Annotated in this window: 19 protein-coding genes; 3 read left to right on the top strand and 16 right to left on the bottom strand. The window is 65.7% G+C overall.

Going from position 1 to position 18,388, the window contains the following annotated elements; all coding sequences use genetic code 11:
• On the top strand, positions 1–918 hold the full coding sequence (locus D4Q52_RS21025) for an alpha/beta hydrolase (RefSeq protein WP_182915395.1): 918 nt from the start codon (positions 1–3) through the stop codon (positions 916–918).
• 25 nt (positions 919–943) lie between these two features.
• Here D4Q52_RS21025 and D4Q52_RS21020 read toward each other — a convergent pair whose 3' ends face one another.
• Entirely contained in the window at positions 944–2,335 is a 1,392-nt protein-coding gene (locus D4Q52_RS21020; protein ID WP_119858530.1) for an aldehyde dehydrogenase family protein, read from the bottom strand.
• A 168-nt stretch (positions 2,336–2,503) separates the two neighbouring features.
• Between D4Q52_RS21020 and D4Q52_RS21015 the strand changes: the two genes are divergently transcribed.
• Together D4Q52_RS21015 and D4Q52_RS21010 are read left to right on the top strand one after the other, a co-directional pair.
• The gene (locus D4Q52_RS21015; protein ID WP_182915394.1) at positions 2,504–3,277 is read left to right on the top strand and encodes an aspartate dehydrogenase; all 774 of its coding nucleotides are present in this window, start codon (positions 2,504–2,506) and stop codon (positions 3,275–3,277) included.
• Between the two features lie 139 nt (positions 3,278–3,416).
• On the top strand, positions 3,417–3,944 hold the full coding sequence (locus D4Q52_RS21010; RefSeq protein WP_119858528.1) for a cupin domain-containing protein: 528 nt from the start codon (positions 3,417–3,419) through the stop codon (positions 3,942–3,944).
• A gap of 105 nt (positions 3,945–4,049) precedes the next feature.
• Here D4Q52_RS21010 and D4Q52_RS21005 read toward each other — a convergent pair whose 3' ends face one another.
• From D4Q52_RS21005 to D4Q52_RS20945, 15 genes are all read right to left on the bottom strand, one after another.
• Positions 4,050–5,090: an ABC transporter substrate-binding protein gene (locus D4Q52_RS21005; RefSeq protein ID WP_119858527.1), complete on the bottom strand. Its 1,041-nt coding sequence runs from the start codon at positions 5,088–5,090 to the stop codon at positions 4,050–4,052.
• Between the two features lie 231 nt (positions 5,091–5,321).
• Positions 5,322–6,107, bottom strand: a complete 786-nt coding sequence (locus D4Q52_RS26935) for a xanthine dehydrogenase family protein molybdopterin-binding subunit (RefSeq protein ID WP_283805678.1) — start codon at positions 6,105–6,107, stop codon at positions 5,322–5,324.
• Positions 6,107–7,603, bottom strand: a complete 1,497-nt coding sequence (locus tag D4Q52_RS26930) for a xanthine dehydrogenase family protein molybdopterin-binding subunit (protein WP_283805677.1) — start codon at positions 7,601–7,603, stop codon at positions 6,107–6,109. The genes D4Q52_RS26935 and D4Q52_RS26930 overlap by 1 nt, the downstream gene beginning before the upstream one ends.
• Positions 7,600–8,088, bottom strand: a complete 489-nt coding sequence (locus tag D4Q52_RS20995; protein ID WP_119858526.1) for a (2Fe-2S)-binding protein — start codon at positions 8,086–8,088, stop codon at positions 7,600–7,602. The genes D4Q52_RS26930 and D4Q52_RS20995 overlap by 4 nt, the downstream gene beginning before the upstream one ends.
• Entirely contained in the window at positions 8,072–8,956 is an 885-nt protein-coding gene (locus tag D4Q52_RS20990; RefSeq protein WP_119858525.1) for an FAD binding domain-containing protein, read from the bottom strand. The genes D4Q52_RS20995 and D4Q52_RS20990 overlap by 17 nt, the downstream gene beginning before the upstream one ends.
• Positions 8,953–10,635, bottom strand: coding sequence for a CocE/NonD family hydrolase (locus tag D4Q52_RS20985; RefSeq protein ID WP_119858524.1), 1,683 nt, complete (start codon positions 10,633–10,635; stop codon positions 8,953–8,955). Before D4Q52_RS20985 ends, D4Q52_RS20990 begins: the two co-directional genes overlap by 4 nt.
• Positions 10,632–11,675 (bottom strand): hypothetical protein, encoded by a 1,044-nt coding sequence (locus tag D4Q52_RS20980; RefSeq protein ID WP_119858523.1) that lies wholly within the window; start codon positions 11,673–11,675, stop codon positions 10,632–10,634. The genes D4Q52_RS20985 and D4Q52_RS20980 overlap by 4 nt, the downstream gene beginning before the upstream one ends.
• Entirely contained in the window at positions 11,675–12,340 is a 666-nt protein-coding gene (locus tag D4Q52_RS20975; RefSeq protein ID WP_182915393.1) for a cysteine hydrolase family protein, read from the bottom strand. Before D4Q52_RS20975 ends, D4Q52_RS20980 begins: the two co-directional genes overlap by 1 nt.
• Positions 12,341–12,459: 119 nt before the next feature.
• Entirely contained in the window at positions 12,460–13,389 is a 930-nt protein-coding gene (locus D4Q52_RS20970; protein ID WP_182915392.1) for a TetR/AcrR family transcriptional regulator, read from the bottom strand.
• A 9-nt stretch (positions 13,390–13,398) separates the two neighbouring features.
• A complete protein-coding gene (locus tag D4Q52_RS20965; protein WP_119858520.1) occupies positions 13,399–14,250 on the bottom strand; it encodes an ABC transporter permease in 852 nt (283 codons plus the stop codon).
• A 5-nt stretch (positions 14,251–14,255) separates the two neighbouring features.
• A complete protein-coding gene (locus tag D4Q52_RS20960) occupies positions 14,256–15,056 on the bottom strand; it encodes an ABC transporter ATP-binding protein (RefSeq protein WP_119858519.1) in 801 nt (266 codons plus the stop codon).
• A 14-nt stretch (positions 15,057–15,070) separates the two neighbouring features.
• On the bottom strand, positions 15,071–15,214 hold the full coding sequence (locus D4Q52_RS26565) for a hypothetical protein (protein WP_182915391.1): 144 nt from the start codon (positions 15,212–15,214) through the stop codon (positions 15,071–15,073).
• Positions 15,215–15,608: 394 nt separating this feature from the next.
• Positions 15,609–16,280 carry a class I SAM-dependent methyltransferase gene (locus D4Q52_RS20955; RefSeq protein WP_119858518.1) on the bottom strand — a complete coding sequence of 224 codons (672 nt, stop codon included), beginning with the start codon at positions 16,278–16,280 and terminating at the stop codon, positions 15,609–15,611.
• 4 nt (positions 16,281–16,284) lie between these two features.
• The gene (locus D4Q52_RS20950) at positions 16,285–17,808 is read right to left on the bottom strand and encodes a Do family serine endopeptidase (RefSeq protein WP_425328503.1); all 1,524 of its coding nucleotides are present in this window, start codon (positions 17,806–17,808) and stop codon (positions 16,285–16,287) included.
• Between the two features lie 230 nt (positions 17,809–18,038).
• Positions 18,039–18,239, bottom strand: coding sequence for a DUF2065 domain-containing protein (locus D4Q52_RS20945; RefSeq protein ID WP_119858517.1), 201 nt, complete (start codon positions 18,237–18,239; stop codon positions 18,039–18,041).
• Positions 18,240–18,388: the final 149 nt, after the last annotated feature.

Here is an 18,388-nt window from a genome sequence, read left to right as displayed (position 1 = left end):
ATGCCGAACCTGACGCCACCCGAGATCCCCGCCGAGCTGCGCGCGCTCATGGCAGAGATCGGCCCCAAATGGGCGACGGATACCAAGGGCCATATCAAGCTGATGATCGACGAGTTCAGCAAGCTGCTGAAGCACGCGCCGAAGCACGGCGTCGACGTCGAGACCAACATCGCCTATGGGCCGCACGAGCGCCAGGCCTTCGACGTCTACCGCCCGCAGTCAGGGCCACAGACCGGACGACCGGGCCTGATCTTCGTGCACGGCGGGGCATTTACGGAAGGACGGCGGGACCGCACCAGCGAGATCTACGCCAACGTTCTGTATTACTTCGCGCGGCACGGCATCGTCGGCATCAATGCCGGCTATCGGCTGGCGCCCGAAGCACGCTATCCGGAGGCGACGCGCGACATCGCCAAAGTGCTGACCTGGATGCGCGCCAATGCCAAGGAGCTCGGCGTCGATGCCGACCGTATCTTCCTGATGGGCCATTCGGCAGGCGGCGCCCATGTCGGCAGCTATGCGTTCGACCGGCGCCACCAAGCCGATAACGGGCACGGCCTCGCGGGCGTGCTGATCATCAGCGGCCGCGTCCGCGCCGATGGCCATGCGCACAATCCGAACGCGCTGCGCGTCGCCGAATATTACGGCCACGATGCCACGGTCCACGAGGACGTATCGCCGGTCAGTCACGTCGATACCGACAGTCCGCCGACCTTCATCGCCTGCGCGGAATTCGAAAATCCACTGATCGACGTATATTGCTTCGAGCTCGCCTACAAACTCGCCGCGGCCAAGCGGAAGGCCCCGCCGTTCATGTGGCTGAAGGACCACAATCACACCTCGATCATCGGCCAGTTCAACACTGCCGACGACGCGCTCGGCCGAGCCTGCCTGGAGTTCATCCGCACCGCGGGCTGAACCGTCGGTGCGCCATCAGCGCGGACTACACACCACGCATGCCGGTGAATTTGAGCTGGGTGTATTCCTCCAGCGCATAAGGCAGGCCCTCGCGGCCGACGCCCGAGCGGCCCATGCCACCGAACGGATAGTTGTCGAGGCGAAAGCGACTGGCTTCGTTGATCCACAGCGATCCGACGCGCACTTCGTCCGAGACCCGCAACGCCGTCGCGAGGCTGGTCGTGAAGCACGACCCCTGCAGACCGAACTCGCAATCATTGGCGATGCGGATTGCGTCGTCGACATCGGCGGCGCGTAGCACCACAACCACCGGTCCGAACACCTCCTCGCGGATCAGCCGGGCCGCCGCGGGCGGCTCGACCACGATGGTCGGCGGGATGACGCAATCGCGGCGTTCGCCGCAACTGATGACACGGGCGCCGAGCGCGCGCGCATCGTCGATCATCGCCGCAATCCGGTCGGCGGATCTGCGCGACACCACGGGACCGAGGTCGGTCTCCGCCCCGGCAGGATCGCCGATCTTGAGTCGCTTGGTCGCCTCGACGAAAAGATCGAGGAAGCGGTCGAACACCGGTGCTTCGACGATGATCCGCTGCGTCGAGATGCATTGCTGGCCACTCGCCTCGAACGACGACGGCACGATGCGCTTCACCGCATCCTCGATGTCGGCATCGGCCGCGACGATGTTGGGCGAATTGCCGCCGAGTTCGCCGAGAAAGCGCTTGGCGCCGGCCGCACGCGCCAGCGCGTCGCCGGCCGCGGTTCCGCCGGTGAGCGTCACGAGATCCACGTCGCGATGCGCCGCCAGCGCCAGCGCTTCGGCGCGATCGCCCGTCACGACGCGGACCAGCCCCTCCGGCACGCCACCGGCAATGAACGCCTGCGCGATCATTTCGGCGATCCGCGTTCCCTCCAGCGAAGGCTTGATGAGCACCGCGTTGCCGGTGGCCAGCGCCGGCGCGAGTTTCTGCACCAGCAGGTTGGACGGCGCGTTGAAAGGCGTCACCGCAGCGACGACGCCGTACGGCACACGCCGCGCGAAGCCGATCGAGCCGGCGCCGGCCGGTACCATGTCGAGCGGAAGCAGCTGGCCACCCAGCGTATGCAGATGCTGCGCACAGGCGGTGATAAACGCAACACTGCGCTTAACCTCCATCTCAGCAGCTTTGCGCGGCTTGCCGATGTGCGCGATCATCGCCTCGACGATCTCGCCCCGGGCCCGCTCCAAAGCGGCGGCTGCGCCCTGAATCCACTCCGCCCGACGATGTCCCGGGGTCTTCAGGTACTGATAAAACGACGCTTTCGCTTCACGCGCGATCGCATCGACACGGGTTTCGCCGGTGGAGGTGACCTCGAACGCGACCTCGGCCGTCCAGGGATTGTGAACAACGAATTGACCGTCCGTGTCAGCTTGCATATGGCCCCGTTCGCCGAATGAAGTGTTGAAAGCCTGCGCCGCCGGCGTCGCCGGCGTCGCCTGGCCAGCGGCTTGGGAATATCCCTCGACTTGACATCATGTTGACCATTCAGTCAACATTCGTCGATCGACGAAAGTCGCAACATATTCATTGGATCGAGGTCGGCAGTGAAGATCGCCGTGATCGGCTACGGAGCCATCGGAAGGTTCTTGATCGAGCAGCTCGACGCCGTTCCGGACATCGAGATTACCGCGATCTATTCGGTGCCGGCGCCGGCCGATCGCAACGACCGCATCGTCGACGATCTCGATGCGCTGCTGGCAACCCGCCCTGAACTTGTGGTCGAATGCGCCGGCCATGGCGCTTTGTCTGAGAGTGGCGAGACGACTCTCCGCGCAGGCGCCGATCTGCTGGTGGTTTCGGTCGGTGCCCTCGCCGATCCTGCGCTCGAGCAACGATTGCGAACAGCCGCACGAGCCGGAGGTCGTCTGCTGATCGCAGCCGGGGCGCTGGGCGGCCTCGACGCGCTGAGCACGGCCCGCGAAGCAGGTCTGGAGTCGGTGTCTTATGTCGGCAGAAAATCCCCGGCGGCGTGGAGCCACACGCCCGCGGAGAACATGGTGGACCTGAAATCGATCACCTCGGCTACAACGTTTCTCGAATGCGACGCGCGCACCGCGGCGCTGCAGTTCCCGCAGAACGCCAACGTGGTCGCAGCACTCGCCCTCGCCGGTCTCGGCTTCGAGCGCACGCAGGTGAGCCTCGTTGTCGATCCCGCTGCGAACGGCAACACGCACTCCTTTGTCGCCCGCGGTGCATTCGGCGAGATCACGACGACGACGCGTTCGACTACGCTGCCGGCCAATCCAAAGACGTCGATGCTGGCGCCCTACAGCCTCGTCCACAGCATCAAGAAGCGCGCCGGCCTGATCGTGGTGTGAGCCGCTGCGCAGGTTTCACCGACGCATCTTGAATGAACCCGAGAGCGTGCAACGACGCGAAATTAATTGACTAGATAGTCAACACGAACTACCCATATTCAACTGCACTGCTGGTGGAACGGTTCTGGAGGAATTTGACATGGCCACGGCGAGACACGCACGCCCGAAGGAGCTCGAAGGCGTTTCGATCGACGAAATCATCGAGCGTTATGTGGCGCGCTACGCCGACCGCAGGGCCGATTGGGCTGCCTTCGAGGACGCCAAGATCGAGGGTTACAAGCGCGCCCAGCACCGTTTCATCGGTGCCGGCGGCTCCGGCAAGTACAACGACGCGACGGTGATTCCGGCAGGCAATTTCACGCTGTCGATCATGTTCGTTCCGCCCGGTCAGGGCAACGCGCCGCACACGCACGAGGCCGAGGAAGTCTTCTTCGTGCTGCAGGGTCACCTCGACGTGTTCGTCGAGGACGAGACCGGGCGCCGCATCACCCGCCGCCTCGGACCGTGGGAATGCATCTCCTGCCCGGCCGGCGTGATCCACGGCTATCAGAACGACAGCCTCGAGCCGGTGTACTTCCAGGTGATGATCGGCCGCGGCAAGCCCGAGACGATGGGTTATGCGGACGACGAGTTGTACAAGCGCCGCGATCAGCACCTGAAGGGCTGAGGCGCCCGGCGCTGGACGCCGCGGGATGGATCGTTCAGCCGGGTCGGTTCGCAACCGACCCGGCTTTCTTTATACGCAAGCCGCCGTCATCCAGTCGATGCCTCTTCAGGTGCTCTGCGGCGGCACGAACGCGGCGCCTTCCGGCACGTAGTCGTTGGTGTAGAGCGAGCCCGGCTCCAGTGGCGTAGTGACGCCTCCGCTGGCTTTCAACACGGCCACCGTCGAGGCCCAGTCCTCTGGAGGCATCCAGCCGAGCGGCTTGTTTGCGGAAGTCGGCGTCACCCAGGTGCTCCATGACAGTTGCGCTTCACGCAGCGTGATCGCCGGATCGGTCGCGTCGAGATATTTCTTCACGACCTGCGTCAGTTCGTTCGGGTTGGCGCGGCCCTGCAGGAAGCCCTTGACCGTGGCACGCGCCATGCCGCGCACGACGTCCGGCTCGGAGAGCATGTCCTCGTGCACGATGAGTCCGTTGCTCATGCAATTGACTCCGGCGTCGGAGTACCAAAATGGCCGCACGGTCTTCTTGCCGCGAATTTCGATCGACGGGATGTAGCCCTGGGCGAACCCGGCGATCGCCGCGACCTGTCCGTTGATCAGCGCAGGACCGGCGCCGGAGCCGTCGACATTGACCACGCGCACCGAAGCCGGATCGATACCGGAATTCCGCAGGAACGCCGGAAACTGCTGAAACTGCGCCGAGCCCGTGGTGATGCCGACCGTCTTGCCGGTGAGGTCCTTCGGCTGTCTGATATCGGATTCGTCGAGCACCAGCACCGCACATGGATTGCGCCGGTAGATGCCGGCGACCATTTTCAGCTTGGCGCCCTTCGACACCGTGTTGCCGACGACGTAACCGTCGGCAAAGCCGAACTGCGCGGCCTTGGAGGCGACGATCTGGGCCGTGTTGCCGGAGCCCTTGCCCTGATTGATCGTGACGTCGAAGCCTTCGTCGGCGAAGAAGCCTTTCTCCTTCGCCATCAGGAAGCCGGCATTCGGTCCGCCGTAGATCCAGTCGGTCTGCAGCGAGATGGCTCGCAACGACTTCAGCGATTGCGCCCGCACGATCGCCGGCAAAGACAAAACGGCCGCGGCCGCGGCTCCGGTCTTGAGCAAATCGCGCCGCGTGATCTTCCCTGCGAACATAGTGCGCTCCCGCGTTTGATTAGTTGATCGATTATTGTCCGGCGATCCTCAAAGTCAAATCTATTTGACTAACTGGTCTGTTCAACCTGGCGGCACTGTCGGGCACTTTGCGCATCATGCTGCGCACCGGCGAGGCATCGGCATCGACGGGTTTGACGCGGTCAGCAGACGCGCGTCATCCTGCCCGCGATACGTCATACTCGGGCCGTCGCGCATTGCGGCGGCGCTCCGTTACGCCGGATGCGCCGCAGCCTGGATCAATCGCCAGATCCGATCCGGCGACAGCGGCAGCGACTTGGGCTGAACGCTGAAATCGCGCAGCGCCGCCGCGACCGCATTCGCCAAGATGCCGCCGACCGGAATGGTGCCGCCCTCGCCAGCGCCCTTGGCGCCGAGCGGATGGTTCGGCGACGGGCATAGCTCTATCGATGAGGAGCGGATGTTGGGGAAGTCGGTCGCGAGCGGAACCAGATAGTCTGCCAGCGAGCCGGACAGCATCTGGCCGTCATCGTCGTAGACGAAGTGTTCGAGCAACGCGCCGCCGATCCCCTGCACGATCGAGCCGATCGCCTGGCCGTGCAGCGTCAGCGGATTGATGATGCGCCCGGCATCCTCGATCGCGACGTAGTCGACGATCTCGACATGCCCGGTTTCGGCATCGACCGCGACGTGCGCGACGTGGCTGCCATAAGTGTAGGTGTGCTTGCTGTTGTGGAACGTCGCCTCGAAGGCGATGCCCTTGCCGGCGAGCTCCTTCAGTCCGACCGAACCGCCGTGCTCCGCCGTAACGCGTCCGGCCCCATAACTCACTGCTTGTTCGGCGCATTGCAGCAGGCCGGCGCCGGCCGCCAGCATCTGCGCCTTGATCTGCCCGGCTGCCAACAGCACGGCGTTGCCGCCCATCACGGTGGAGCGCGAGTGATACGAACCCCAGCCCTCCTTCACGTAAGTTGTCGAGCCGTGGAACACCCGGATCGCGTCGAGCGGTAGCTCCATCGCATCGGCCGCGATCTGCATCAGGATGGTCTCGACGCCCTGACCGACGGCGGATGAGCGACATAGAGCGAGATCGTGCCGTCGGCTTCCAGCACCATGCGCGCGCTCTCGCGCGGGCCCGCGGCACCGCCCTCCACAAAACAGCCGACCGCGAGGCCGTGATATCGGCCGTCGATCAGCCGGCCCTGCAGATGCTGCTTGTCGGCCCAGCCCGCCTTGGCGAGGCAGAGATCCAGCACCTTTTCGTATGCTCCACTATCGAGCTCGGTGACGACCGGGTTTGGGCTGATCGCCGGAAATGCCAACGGCAATTCTTCCGGCTTCAGCAGATTGCGGCGGCGGAATTCGACACGGTCGATGCCGAGGTCGTCGGCGGCAAGGTCGAACATCCGCTCGCGAAAGAAGTCCGATTCGAACCGTCCAGGGCCTCGATACGTGCCGGCCGGCGACTTGTTGGAGGCCATCACCGACACGTCGGCGCGATAACGCGGCACGCGATAAGCGCCCGGCAGGAACTGCCCGACATTGCGCGGCGCGATCGTCGTCGAGGTGCGGAAATACGCCCCGATATTCATCTGCATCCGGGCGCGGATCGCGAGGATGCGACCGTCGAGCTCGCACGCGATCTCGACATCGGCGCCGACGTCGCGCGAATGCGTCACGGCCAGCAGATGCTCGCGGCGGTCCTCGATCCACTTCACCGGCCGGCCCAAACGGCGCGCGGCGAACGGGATGAGAAAGTCCTCGGGAAAGAATTCGCCGCGGACGCCGAAACTGCCGCCGGCATTGCCCTCGATCATCACCACCTGCTCTTCGGGCAGGCCGAGCATTTCGGCGAGAATCTTGCGGTTCGCGAACGGCACCTTGGTGGCGCCCCACGACGTCATCCGGCCGGCCGCGGCGTCCCACTCCGAGACCACGCCGCGGGTCTCCATGGTGATGCCGGTGTGGCGGTGCACGTAGAGCCGCTCGCGCCTGGTGTAGGGCGCGGTCTCGAACGTGTCGCCGATCTCGTCACGCGCGACCTCGTAGTCGAACACCTGGTTGGAGCCGTGCGCCTCGAACAGCACGGCTTGGTGCACTGCTTCATCTTCGAGCTTGGTGACGGCCGGCAGCGCGTCGATGTCCGTCTCGATCAGTTCGAGCGCGTCTTCGGCCAGCGCCGGACTGTCGGCGATCACGATCGCGATCGGTTCGCCGACAAAGCGGACTTTGCCGTCTGCGATCACCGGCTGACGAAACGGCTCCATCGCCTCGTTCGGGAACAGCCGCACCGGAATTCGCGGCACCACGCCGATGTCCTCGGCGGTGTAGACTGCGTGGACGCCGGGCATCGCGCGCGCGGCGGCGGCGTCGATCCGGCGGATCACGCCGTGTGCGACCGAACTTCGCAGGATCGCGGCGTGCAGCATGCCGTGGCGATGAATGTCGTCGACGAAGCTGCCGAGACCGCGCAGCAGCTTCGGATCCTCGACGCGCTGGATCGGCTGGCCGACGAGCGGCGCGCGCACGTTCACGACCGGCCTCCCTGACTACGCTGATACGCGGGGCGCGCGTCCATCACCGCCTTGATGATCGACAGATAGCCGGTGCAGCGACAGACATTGCCGGACAGCACCTCCCGGATGCGCTCTTCGTCGGCATCCGGCTCGCGCGTCAGCAGCGCGTGCGCCGTCATCAGAAAGCCCGGCGTGCAGAAGCCGCATTGCAGGCCGTGATGCTTCTGGAACGATGCCTGCAACGGCCCGAGTTTCTCGCCCTCCGCGAGGCCTTCGATCGTCATCACCGACTTGCCGGCGACCTGAACGCCGAGCGTCAGACACGACCGCACCGCTTCGCCGTCGATAATGATCGTACACGCCCCGCAGACGCCGTGCTCGCAGCCGATATGGGTCCCGGTCTTGCCGAGCTCGTGGCGGATGCAATCGCCGAGCGTCAGTCGCGGCTCGATCTCGGCCGCGACCGGCGCGCCGTTCAGTTCGAATTCAACCCGCGTTTTCAACGAAGCTCTCCTTACGCGCGCCGGCGTCGCGGAGCGCGCGCGCAGTCAGCGTCCCGATCAGGGATTTGCGATAGTCGGCCGATGCGTGGATGTCGGCGGAAGGCTCGACTGACTCCGACGCCAGCGTGCGCGCACGCGCAATCAGATCGTCGTCGAGGATGCGCCCAGCAAGCGCTTGTTCAACCCCGGTGAGCCGCAGCGGCGTGTCGCCCGCGCCGATCGCTCCGACGTGTGGATCGACGATCCGGCCGGCTGCGTCGACATCGAAGAACACCGCCACGCCGGCCATGGCGAAGTCGCCCTTGCGCCGCGCGAATTCGTGAAACGCCCAGCGCCGACCCGGGCGCCACGGCGGAAACCGAACCTCCGTGATGATCTCGTCCGGCGCCAGCGCGGTCTGAAGCGCGGCAACGAAGAAATCCGCGGCCTTGATGGCCCGCGGCCCGTCCTTGCCGACCGCGACGATCTCGCAGTCGCACACCCGGGCCAAGCCTGGCATTTCCGCCGACGGGTCGGCATGGGCGAGACTGCCACCGACGGTGCCGCGGTTGCGGATCTGGTAGTGCGCGACGTGATCGATCATCGCTTGGAACAGCGGATGCGCGGTCGACAGCCGCTGGTCCTGCTCGATCTGGCACCAGCGCACGCGCGCGCCGACGCGCAGGCCGTCCGCGGTCACCTCGATCGCGTCGATGCCGGGCAGCTTCTGGATGTCGACCAGCAACGGCGGGTACGCCATGCGGAACGCCAACAGCGGCAGCAGGCTCTGCCCGCCGGACAGCACCTTGGCGCCGTCGTTGGCGGCAAGCAGTTGCACCGCCTCGTCCAGCGTGGTCGGACAGGCGTAGTCGAACGGCGGCATCTTCATGGCGTGGCTCCGGGCTGCGACGGGATGTGCGGCAGCAGCAGATGGGACTCGTGGCCAGGGCCCGTGAAGATCGTGGTGCGGCCGTCGAATTCGGCGCGCGGCCGGTCGTGCTCGTGATTGTGCAGGATGCGCCCCGACACGCCGGCCGCCTCGTAATCGCGGCCCTGCAGCGTCAACGCCAGCCGATAGCCCGCCGGGCAGACGATGCTGGTCGGCCAGATCTCGACGTCGAGCAGATAAGGCTGGCCCGGCTCGAGCTTCTGGATCTCGTCGTGGCTGTGATATGGCCGCACCGTCGTCGACATCGCAGCATCGAGTTTGCGATGCGACGCGCGCAGCCAGCCGCGCGCCACCGGCTCGATGTCGCTGGCGCCGGCGAACACCACTTCGCTGCCATCCGGTGCGAACAACCGCAGCGTCGCGAAGATGTCGGCGTCTGTGGTCGACGATGCGATCCACAGCCTGGCGGTCACCGGACCGGTGAACTCGGTCGCCTCCGCGAACGGCGCTGTCAGGAAACTGAGACCGTCGCCCATCGCAATGAAGGTGGCGGATGCCGCCGCGATGGGCGCATCGGTCGACAAGCTCTGAGCGGCCGCGTCGAGATAGTGCCGCTGCCAATCGGTGCGGGCGAGCGGCCATTCCGTCTCGTCGCGCGCGACCGCGCCGTCCGGACTGCGGATCTCGAGCCGGATCGGCGGCTCGCGGTCCCACCCGTTCGCCTCGCCCTTGAGGAAATGCGCGAAAAACCGCTTCTGGCGCGCAATGTAGGCCGGCAGATAAAAGCTCTCGAAATGCGTACCGATGTGCATGTGGAGCCATTTGTCCTTGGCGCCGGCGCGGCAGAAGCCTTCGATGTTGCCGCGCAAATGCAGCCCGCAGCCGCCCCAATTGCCAGCTGAGAACAGCGGCACCTCGATGCGGCCAAGCTCAGGCGAGCGCTGCCGGTACCACGCATCGTCGAGCGGGTGTTGTAACAGATCGCCGACGTGGTCGGCCCGATTGGCGTGCAGCAGATCGTCGCTCAGCGCCGGCCCCGTGGTCGTTTGGCCGGTCTCGCGATCGCGATGATGCGTCTGCGCGTTGCCGTGCTGATTGGGCAGCACCTGCCGCGGCAGCCACGCCGTCGGAAACGAGTTACTCAAGATGCCGCCGTGGTGGCTCCAGTCGCGATACAGATCGCTGCCGCCCTCCCATGGGCAGATCGCGGCGAGATGCGGCGGCCGCAGTGCGGCGACCTGCCACTGTTTGATCGACAGATAGGAAATGCCGATCAGCCCGACCTTGCCGCTCGACCACGGCTGCGCCGCGGCCCATTCGATCGCGTCGTAGTAATCCTGCGTCTCGCGCGGTGAGAACGGATCGAGATAGCCCGGTGACTGCCCGCTGCCGCGACCGTCGACCGCGATCACCACGTAGCCGTCCGGCACCCAGCGCTCGGGGTCGATCTTCTCCCATCGCAGATAGCGTCCGCTCGACCCCTCGTCGATGATCGCAGGATTGAGCGTCTGCAACTTCTTCCAGGGCAGCTCATAGCCATCGGCGAAATGGATATCCTTGCCGTAGATGCCAAGCGACATCAGCACCGGATGCGGCCCGCCCTCCGCGGGACGAAAAACATTGGCACGCAGGCCGTGTCCATCGCTCACCGGGATGATGACGTTGGTCTCGACGATCATGCCATGCTCTGGAGCTGCGATCCGAAGGCCGGCGCCGCGGTCGACGTCGTAGCGGCCCAGACCGGCGCCAGTTCGCGGTTGATATCGCGCGCGATGGTCCAGCCGCGGAACACGAAGGCCGAATAAAGGTCGACGCAGGTCGCGCCCGCGCTCCGCATCGCCAGCACGTCGGCGGCGGAACTGATGCCGCCATTGCCCTTGATCGACAGGCGGCCGCGCGCGAACTCCGCGGCGCGCTCGACATTCATCAGTGCCGCGTCGAAGATTTCGCGGCCATGCAGGGTGCCGGCACCTGTTCCAAGTCCCGGCTCTGGGATGCGTCGGCCACCGCCGACCTTGATGCCGCCGACGCCGGCCTCGATACACAATTCGATCAGTTCGGCGAACCGGTCGGGCAGTCTCTTGGTGTCGTTCGGCACGCGTACCACGATCGATCCTGCGCGGCCCTCGATGCGCGCGAGCACGCCGCGCAGCATGCCGATCTCGTCGAACACCTCGCCTTCGCGCAGCACGTTCGGGCACATCAGGCTGAGTTCGACCAGGTCGACATAAGGAGCGACTTCGTTCACGCCCGCTGCGATCGCGTCCGCCGAGAAGCCCCCGACATTCGCAATGACCGGTACAGCGCGCGCGCCAAGACGGCGCAGCTGCTCGACCGCGTAGGCCCTGCCCTTGCTCGGCACCCCCATCGAGTCGACGATCGACTCGGTGCCGCGACGGCGCATCAATCGCGGAAATGGATTTCCGATACGCGGCTCCGGCATGATCGAGCCGACACAGACGAATCCGAAGCCGAGGCAGGACAGCGCCGGGACCAGGTCGGCATCCTTGTCGAAGCCAGCCGCCAGGCCAACCGGATTGGGCAGATCGACGCCCGCAAAGCGCGTGACAAGCCGTGGATCGTCGACGCGCAGATCGGCAGCCGCTGCGAGCAGCCGCCAGGGGGCGGCGCGACGCAGCGCGGTGTGCGCAAACGCGTGGCTCCGATCGGCCGACATCCGGAACAGGCCGTGAGCAAAAAGGTCGCGATACAGGTCCATCAGGCGGACTTCGCCGCCGCGGCGACCGTCGATCGCCAGGCCGAGATCACCTCGTCGGCGTCGACCACCGGTCCGTAGTCGCGATGGAAGCGCTTCAGCGCGCCGCGATGATCCTCATCAGTGGCAGCCCCGCAGCAATCGCCGACCAGCGTCACGTAGTAATCGCGAAAATACGCGTCGCGACCGGCGGACTCGACGCAAGTGTCGGTGGCGATGCCGGTGAGCAGCAGGCTGCGGATGCCGCGCTCGCGCAACAGCTCCGGCAGTTCCGGCCCGACCATGGCGCTGTAGCGATGTTTGATCACCACGGGCTCGCCGGGCTCCGGCGCGACGCGGTAGAATTCGGCGCCCCACGAGCCGCTGCGGCAGCGGGGCAACTCGCTGCCGATCCGCGCGTTGCGCTCGCGCATCGCGTCCGACAGATGCTCGGGATCGTAAATCGCCTGGACGAAGATCACCAGCACCCCCGCGTCGCGAGCGGCCCCGATCAGCCGCATCAGATTGGGAACGCGCTCCTGCTGGACCACTTTCAGGTCGGCGCCGATCTGATCGAAGAAACCGCCGGGTGCGGCGAAATCGTTCTGCACGTCGATCACCAGCAGCGCGCAATGCTGCGGATCGACTTTGTCGGCGACGGTGCGAAGCAGCGCGGTGGTGGACGCCAAGCAGGACTCCCGATTGCGAAGACCATCGGCCAGCACGATAGCCGGTGCTCACCCGCTGCAAAACATTCAGGATACTGACCAGTTAGTCAAGACGTTTTCCGAAGCGGCAGGCCATGTTGTTACTTGTTGGCGGCCGAATTGGGGGCTCCAAAGCGCAGGTAGCCGAGGATCAGATCCTCGATATGCGCGGTGCGCGCCTTCATGTCCTCTTCGGTCGACAGCTTGCGGTCGAGCAGATAAGCGAGCGTGTAACGGTTGGACAGGAAGTGATAGGCCAGCGCCGAGATCGAAATGTAGAGCTCGACCGGATCCACGTCGCGACGGAAATCGCCGGAGCGCTCGCCCTGCTTCAACAGTTCGCTGATATTCGCCAGCAATCCCGAATAGCCGGCCTTGGTCACCTTCGATTTCCGCAGATGACGCCCCTTGTGGAAGTTCTCGGAGTTCAAGAGGCCGATGAACTCGGGCGAATCGTGCCAGTATTTGAAGGTGGATTGGACCAGCTTGCGAACGCCGTCCACCGGCGAGGCGACCTCCAGCGGCCATGCGGTCTGGTAGGCATGCATGCCCTCATAGGCCGACTCGAGCACCGCGATGAACAGCCCCTCCTTGCTACCGAAGTAATGGTAGATCAGGTTCTTGCTGACCTTCGCGAGGCGCATGATGTCGTCGACCCGAGCTCCGTCGTAGCCCTTCGCGGAAAATTCCTTGGTGGCGATGTTCAGAATGCGCTGCCGTGTGGCGATCTGGCCGTTGCCGGCGCTGTTAACCGCCTTCGCGCGCCCGCCGGCCACCTTGCGCGGGGCCTTTGCCTTGGCGGTTGCCGGCGCGGACTTGCGGGGCTTGGTCGTCCGGGCGGACGTGGAGATATCGGCCATGCAATGACTTTCAGATGCGGAGCAATGACCGGGTAGCATTAGCGCCGGACGCGGCTTGGAACCAGAGCCGATCTGCCGGCGCTGACTGGAACAGGTCGACGAACCGACAAGCGATTCCGATCGCTCGCGCCCGGCCGCCGACTTGTCACCTGCCCTCGCCGTCGCCTGCACGCGGACCGGTCACACCGTCGGCGGCGAGATCTTCTCCTGATGCGGCATGCACAGCCGCTCGACGACCTCGACGATCCAGAAGAAGAACACGCCGAGCACCGTTAACGCCACCAGACCTGCGAACAGCAGCGGCGTGTTCATACTGCCATTGGCGACCATCAACTGATAGCCGAGCCCGCCGTCGCCGCCGACGAATTCGCCGACCACCGCGCCGACGACCGCCAGCGTGATGGAGATCTTCAGCCCCGCGAAGATCGACGGCAAAGCGTTCGGCAGCCGGATCAGCCTGAAAGTATCGAACGACGACAGCCCCATCGACTGCGCCAGATAGATCTTCTCGCGTTCGATCGCGGCGAGCCCCATCACCGTGTTGATCACGATCGGAAAAAACGCGATCAGGAAGGCGATCAACACCTTCGGAACCAGCCCGAAGCCGAACCAGATCACGAACAGCGGCGCCACCGCCACCTTCGGCATCGCCTGCGACGAGATCAGCAGCGGGTAGATCGACTTTGAGAACACCGGCCATCGGAAGATGGCGAAGGCGAGCGGAATGCCGACGATGATGCTGACGGCGTAGCCTGCGAGAATCTCGACGGAGGTGATCCAGCTCTCACGCAGCAGCAGATCCCAGTTCTCGATGGTGGCCTGCAGCACGACGCTCGGCGGCGGAAACAAATAGACCGGCACGCGAAACCCTCGGGTCGCGACCTCCCAGATCACCAGCAGCAGGATGCCGGTCAGGACCGGGTAGATCAGCTCGGCGCGGCGGTCGCGCTTACGCTTCGCCCGGGTCTGTTCCTGAACCCGCTGCTCGATCTGCTCGATGGAGAGCGCAGCGCCCGTCGCGATGTCGGCCATGTCCCCTACTCCTTGATCACGCCGCGCGCGAGAAACACCTCGAGGATCTCGTGGCTGTAGCGTGCGAACTCCGGGGACTCCCGCATCGCCAGCGTTCGCGGCCGCGGCAGGTCGATGTCGATGATGCGATCGATCTTTCCCGGCCGCGGCGTCATTACCACGACCCGGTCGGACAGGAAGACGGCCTCGGCGATACTGTGAGTGATGAACAGCACCGCGGTCGAACGCTCGGCGCGGATCCGCTGCAGGTCGAGCACCAGCTGGTCCCGCGTCAGCGAGTCCAGCGCGCCGAACGGCTCGTCCATCAGCAGATGCGGCGGATCGTGGATCAGCGCCCGGCAAATCGAGACGCGCTGTTTCATGCCGCCCGACAGCGAGCCTGGATACTTGTTCTCGAAGCCGCCGAGCCCCACGGCGGCGAGCAGTTCGCGCGCGCGCTTCTCGGCGACCTTCATGTCCATCTTGCGGGCCACCGCCTGCAGCATCACGTTTTGCAGCGCCGTGCGCCATTCCAAAAGCACGTGGTTCTGGAACACGATGCCGAGATCGGTGCGCGGCGCTTCGATCAACCTGTCCTCGACCAACACCCGCCCTTCCGACCGCGACGCCAGGCCGGCCGCGATCATCAGCAACGTGCTCTTGCCGCAGCCGCTCGGCCCGACGATCGACACGAACTCGCCGCGGCGCTGCTGCAACGAGACGCGGTCGAGCGCGCGGACCGGGCCGTCGACGCTCGCATAGACCTTGCTGAGATTGTCGACCTCTAGATAGGGCGTGGTCGTCGGCGGCGCGACAGCGATGTTCACGAGACCCGTCTCCGTCAGGCGATTTGCGGCTCAATCAACTCGGATTCCGCCGGTACCAACTTGCTGATGTCGATCGGCGCGGCGATCACTTCACCCGATGTTCTCCGTTCACGTTGCTGACGGATTGGCCGCATCAGCGACACCGAGCGGCCGAGCATTGCGTCGCGTTCGACGAACCGGCATCGGCTCTCCCTCCAACTATTACCGCAAGCCTCTCCTGATCACGAACGAATGTCAATACTAACTAACTAGTCCGTGCACAGATGCCGATCATGGCTTGCGCAATTGTACAGCACGCTGCCGAGCCATGATGCAGGAGAACGACAGTTCGGATCACCAGATGAATATTTCGCACAACGGGCGCCGCGCGAGCCGGGGTCCAACGAGCCATCGCGGCCCGCGATCACACGCCCGCTCGGGGGCCACCTCGACGCGTTGACTGTCCCGCCGTTAGGAACGGAGCGTAGGTCGCTCCGGGGTCCACGTACTTCAGCGCTGCAAGCAACGCGTCGTCGACAGTGGAGGCGGAGACTTGATTGCAACAGCGGGGAGCTATCCGGGATCTATCCCGACAGATCGCGCAGCAGCGACTTGCGCGGCGGTCTCGTCCGACGCTTCTCTCACCTGCACGAACACATCATACCGCACCGTCTTCCCGGCGATCTGATACGACGCCTTCCGCACGCCCTGCAGCGGCTCCGCCCGCAATGGCCACTTCAGCACCACGCGACCGCAGCGTGCCGCCAGCGCCGCCTGCATCAACTCGGTGACGTCCGGATCGGTGCCGACGATGTCGCGCAGCAGCCGCATCTCCTGTTTCACCAGAGCGGTCTTGGTGCGTTCGGGGTGCATCGGGTCGACGGTGACGACGTCGGCTTGCAGGGTGGGAAGCAGTTCGCGGGCGTCGCCGTGCAGCAGGGTCATGCGGGCGGTGATGGCGGCGAGGTCGGGGCTTTCCGCCCGCGCGGCCGTGAGGGCTTCGGCGAGCAGCGCGTGGACCTGCGGCGAGCGCTCGATCAGCGTGACCGTGGCGCCCATCGCGGCGAGCAGGAAGGCGTCGCGGCCAAGGCCGGCGGTGGCGTCGATGACCGTCAGCGAACGGCCCGGCGCCATGCCGGTGGCCTTGAGCAGGGCATGGCTGCGCGCGGCGCCGGTGCGCAGCTTGTAGCCGGTCGCGCCGCCGACGAAATCGACGGCGAGCGCGGGCCGGGCAGCCTTGGCCATCGCCCTATTGCAGGCTCAGCGCCACGAAGCGCAGCTCGCCCTCGGCGTTGGAGACCAGCAGCAGCACCGACTTCTTGCCGTCCTTCTTGAGCTGGTCGACGCGCTTCTTGATGTCGGCGGCATTCGTCACCGCTTCCTGCGCGACCTCGACGATGACGTCGCCCGCACCCAGCCGCTTCTCGGCGGCGTCGGAGCCGTTGTCGACGCCGACCACGACCACGCCCTTGACGCTGTCCTTGATCTTGTATCGGCCGCGCAGGTCCTTCGACAGCGCGGCGAGATCGAGGCCGAGCGCCTTCTGGGTCGCCGGCTTGTCGGCTTCGGGCTGCGACTTGGCCGAGACCGGCTGCGGCTTGGCGCCGTCGTCGAGGCGGCCGAGCGTGACCTGCTTGGTCTCTTCCTTGCCCTTGCGGATGATCACCACGTCGACGGTCTTGCCGACCGCGGTGTCGGCGACGACGCGCGATAGATCCTTCGGCTCCTTGACGTCCTTGCCGTCGAACTTGACGACGACGTCGCCCGGCTCGATGCCGGCCGGCTTGGCCGGGCCTTTGTCGTCGATGCCGGCAACCAGCGCGCCGCGCGCCGGCTTGATGTTGAGGCTCTCGGCGATTTCGTCGGTGACCTGCTGGATGCGGACGCCGAGCCAGCCGCGGCGCAGCTCGCCGAACTGACGCAGCTGATCGACCACACCGACCACCGTCTTCGACGGCACCGCGAAGCCGATGCCGATCGAGCCGCCTGACGGCGAGATGATCAGCGTGTTGACCCCGATCACTTCGCCATTGAGGTTGAACAGCGGTCCACCGGAATTGCCGCGATTGATCGCGGCGTCGGTCTGGATGTAGCTGTCGTAGGGCCCGGAATTGATGTCGCGGTTGCGCGCCGAGACGATGCCGGCGGTCACCGTGCCACCGAGCGAGAACGGGTTGCCGATCGCCACCACCCACTCGCCGAGCCGCAGCTTGTCGCTGTCGCCGAATTGAACCGCGGTCAGCGTCTTGCCGGCCGGCGGCGTGAACTTCAGCACCGCCAGATCGGTCTTCTTGTCGACGCCGACCAGCTCCGCCTTGATCTTGGTGCCGTCGTTGAGGATCACGTTGATCTCGTCGGAATCGGCGATGACGTGATTGTTGGTGACCGCGACGCCGGACGGATCGATGATGAAGCCGGAGCCGAGCGAATTGGTCTTGCGCGGGCCACCGCCCTCCTTGCCGCCGCGGCGGTTCTTGAAGAAGTCGTCGAAGAACTCCTCGAACGGCGAGCCCGGCGGCAGGTTCGGCTTGGCGCTGTTGCTCTCGCCGGAGCCCTTGGCCTCGACGGTCTGCGTCGTCGAGATGTTGACCACCGCATCGATCACCTTCTCGGCGACGTCGGCGATGCCTTCGGGGCCGCGGGCCTGCGCCGGCGCCGTCATCAATGCGGCGGCCGCGCCGAGGCAGAGGGCGGTAACCAGAGGCCGGATACGAAGGCCGAAAGCAGAGGTCGCTGCGGGCTTGGTCGCTGCGGACATGGTCGCTGCGGACATGGGCGAGACGTCTCCTGAACGAGGCGCGGCGCCTGTCGGCGCGGCTGGCTGAAAACACTGCGCCCAGCCCAGGGGCCGGCGCAAGCGTCGAAATCGGTCGAGGCTACCCCATCCGCCGGAGAGATTAAGGCGAAAAGCGGACGGCTCGGCTCACGATGCCGTGGACCTCCGTCCAGGCGAACCCGAAAGCGAACCCGAACCCTCGAGGCCCCGATCGCGGTCGAACTGCGTCAGTGCCGCACCACCCAGATCAGCACCAGCCCCAGCACGGCGGACACCAGGCCGACGATACGCAGCACATTGTCGGGGGTCGCCAGCGCGCTCTTCATGGCGCGGCGCATCCAGCTCGGGCTCGCCGCGAAGATCAGGCCTTCCAGCACGAACAGTACACCCACCCCGATCAGGAGGTCGGCGAACGCGAAAGACCTCATACGACTGGCTCCTCCCGGCCGGCGGGCCGGGCCCGCCTGCGCTGCAATTGAAGAAGCGCGGACCCTGCGGCCCGCGCCCCTGTCTTGCGGCTGTTCTAATCGACTGCCGGAGGGAACGCAAAACGCAATCCCGCCCGCCAGCTATTCGA

The sequence above is a fragment of the Rhodopseudomonas palustris genome (assembly GCF_003591005.1).
GTDB lineage: Bacteria > Pseudomonadota > Alphaproteobacteria > Rhizobiales > Xanthobacteraceae > Rhodopseudomonas > Rhodopseudomonas palustris_K.
The sequence above is the reverse complement of the archived record's forward strand: the minus strand, read 5'-3'. Positions and strand labels throughout refer to the sequence as shown.

What these genes read in the sequence shown, in the direction of transcription:
- D4Q52_RS21005 (WP_119858527.1), bottom strand. Translation starts at nt 5,090, where the DNA reads ATGTTCGCAGGGAAGATCACGCGGCGCGATTTGCTCAAGACCGGAGCC.
- D4Q52_RS20945 (WP_119858517.1), bottom strand. Translation starts at nt 18,239, where the DNA reads ATGAGGTCTTTCGCGTTCGCCGACCTCCTGATCGGGGTGGGTGTACTG.
- D4Q52_RS21020 (WP_119858530.1), bottom strand. Translation starts at nt 2,335, where the DNA reads ATGCAAGCTGACACGGACGGTCAATTCGTTGTTCACAATCCCTGGACG.
- D4Q52_RS26935 (WP_283805678.1), bottom strand. Translation starts at nt 6,107, where the DNA reads ATGCAGATCGCGGCCGATGCGATGGAGCTACCGCTCGACGCGATCCGG.
- D4Q52_RS20985 (WP_119858524.1), bottom strand. Translation starts at nt 10,635, where the DNA reads ATGATCGTCGAGACCAACGTCATCATCCCGGTGAGCGATGGACACGGC.
- D4Q52_RS21025 (WP_182915395.1), top strand. Translation starts at nt 1, where the DNA reads ATGCCGAACCTGACGCCACCCGAGATCCCCGCCGAGCTGCGCGCGCTC.
- D4Q52_RS20950 (WP_425328503.1), bottom strand. Translation starts at nt 17,808, where the DNA reads ATGTCCGCAGCGACCATGTCCGCAGCGACCAAGCCCGCAGCGACCTCT.
- D4Q52_RS20980 (WP_119858523.1), bottom strand. Translation starts at nt 11,675, where the DNA reads ATGGACCTGTATCGCGACCTTTTTGCTCACGGCCTGTTCCGGATGTCG.
- D4Q52_RS21010 (WP_119858528.1), top strand. Translation starts at nt 3,417, where the DNA reads ATGGCCACGGCGAGACACGCACGCCCGAAGGAGCTCGAAGGCGTTTCG.
- D4Q52_RS20965 (WP_119858520.1), bottom strand. Translation starts at nt 14,250, where the DNA reads ATGGCCGACATCGCGACGGGCGCTGCGCTCTCCATCGAGCAGATCGAG.
- D4Q52_RS20990 (WP_119858525.1), bottom strand. Translation starts at nt 8,956, where the DNA reads ATGAAGATGCCGCCGTTCGACTACGCCTGTCCGACCACGCTGGACGAG.
- D4Q52_RS26565 (WP_182915391.1), bottom strand. Translation starts at nt 15,214, where the DNA reads ATGCTCGGCCGCTCGGTGTCGCTGATGCGGCCAATCCGTCAGCAACGT.
- D4Q52_RS20955 (WP_119858518.1), bottom strand. Translation starts at nt 16,280, where the DNA reads ATGGCCAAGGCTGCCCGGCCCGCGCTCGCCGTCGATTTCGTCGGCGGC.